The organism is Streptomyces prasinopilosus (assembly GCF_001419695.1).
Classification (GTDB): domain Bacteria; phylum Actinomycetota; class Actinomycetes; order Streptomycetales; family Streptomycetaceae; genus Streptomyces; species Streptomyces prasinopilosus.
This window is the reverse complement of sequence record NZ_LIRG01000697.1, coordinates 1-1,830: the sequence shown is the minus strand read 5'-3', so window position 1 is coordinate 1,830 and position 1,830 is coordinate 1. Positions and strand designations below refer to the sequence as shown.

Genomic DNA, 1,830 nt, shown 5'->3' with positions numbered 1-1,830 from the left:
GCGCCGCCGTGCTGTTCCTCGTCCGCTCCAGCGGCGTGCGGCCGGGCGCGCCCTTGTGGGGCGTGCTCGGCGGCGCGGTGTCGGTGGCCCTCGCCGGCATCGTCATCGCCGCCGTGGCCGCCGACCGCGCGGCCCGGGCGGTGCACGACCGCGTCGAGGGCCTGCGCCGGAGCACGGCCCGCCGCGAGGCCGACCTGCGCGCCCTCGTGGACGTCCTGCGCCGTGGCGACGGCCCGCCGCCGCGCACCCGGCCGAGCGGGACGCCCAGGGACGCCGACGACTTCGACCGGCTCGCCGCCGACCTCTCCCGGGCCCACGACAGCGCCGTCACCGCCGTCCTCCAGGCCTCCCGGCTCTCCAGCCAGGCGAGCAGCGAGCAGAAGCTCGAGGTGTTCGTCAACCTGGCCCGGCGTCTGCAGTCCCTGGTGCACCGCGAGATCTCCCTCCTCGACGAGATGGAGAACGAGATCGAGGACCCCGACCTGCTCAAGGGCCTCTTCCACGTCGACCACCTCGCCACCCGCATCCGCCGCCACGCCGAGAACCTCGCCGTGCTCGGCGGGGCCGTCTCCCGGCGGCAGTGGAGCAACCCGGTCTCCATGACCGAGGTGCTGCGCTCGGCCATCGCCGAGGTCGAGCAGTACTCACGGGTCAAGCTGGTGCCGCCGATCGACGGAACCCTGCGCGGGCACGCCGTCGCCGACGTCATCCACCTGCTCGCCGAACTCGTCGAGAACGCCACGCTGTACTCCGCGCCGCACACCCAGGTGCTGCTGCGCGCCGGACTCGTCACCTCCGGGCTCGCCGTCGAGGTCGAGGACCGCGGGCTCGGCATGCCCGTGGACGAGCAGGAACGGATGAACGCCCTGCTCGCCGACCCGGACCAGGTCAACGTCGCCAGCCTCCTGGCCGACGGGCGCATCGGCCTGTACGTGGTCTCGCAGCTCGCGCGGCGGCACGGCATCCAGGTCCGGCTCCAGAGCAACATCTACGGCGGAGTGCAGGCCGTGCTCGTGGTGCCGCAGGCACTGCTCGGTGCCGAGCCGTGGTCCCCGGACACGGGCGAGGGACGGCCGGCCGAGAGCGCCCCCACCGGGTACGGGAACGGGCCCTGGCCGCAGGAGCCGCAGGCGGGCACCGGCCCGTACGCCGGCCCCGGCCCGCAGTCCCGGCCCGACGCGCGCACGGCAACCGGTGCGGGGACGGGCCCCGCGCGGCAGACCGGACACGGCCCGCTGCAGGAATCCGGGGACGGGGCGCCCCACCCCCCGGTGCCGGCCGCCGGCGTACCGGCGGCACGGCGCCATGACGAGACCGGCGCCCCGGCAGCCCCGACGGGCCCCGGCGGAGCGCCGCCCCTGCCGCTGCGCGGCGCCCGCGCGATGCGGCCCAATCCGGCCGAGGCCGTGCCCGGCGTCACCCCGGACGACCGGCGGACCCTCGAGGAGAGCGGGACCGGGACCGCGCCCCTCACCCCGCGCAGTCCCACCGTGCGCGGCACCACGGACAGACCCGGACTGCCCCGCCGCCGCGCCCAGGAACACTTGGTGCCCCAGCTCCGCGACGGTCCCACGCCGCGTCAGGAAACCGAGCACGTCGTCGGACACGACCCCCATCTGATGGCGGCCTTCCGACGGGGTGTCAGCCTCGCCGAAACCCGGCAGCACATGGACACGGGCCCCACGGGCGACGCCCCGGGCCGTGACGGCCCGACCCCCGGCGACTCGGGGCACGACGACACGGACCGCGTCGGGACAAGGGGTGCCGGCACGGCCCGTGGCGCCCCGGCCGACGAACACCGGGTGGGCGACCACCCGGTGTTCGTCGGCC

At 76.5% G+C, this 1,830-nt stretch carries 1 protein-coding gene; it reads left to right on the top strand.

Going from position 1 to position 1,830, the window contains the following annotated elements; genetic code table 11:
• A partial coding sequence (locus AOK18_RS24745; protein WP_107100369.1) for a sensor histidine kinase occupies positions 1–1,830 on the top strand: 1,830 nt, incomplete at both ends.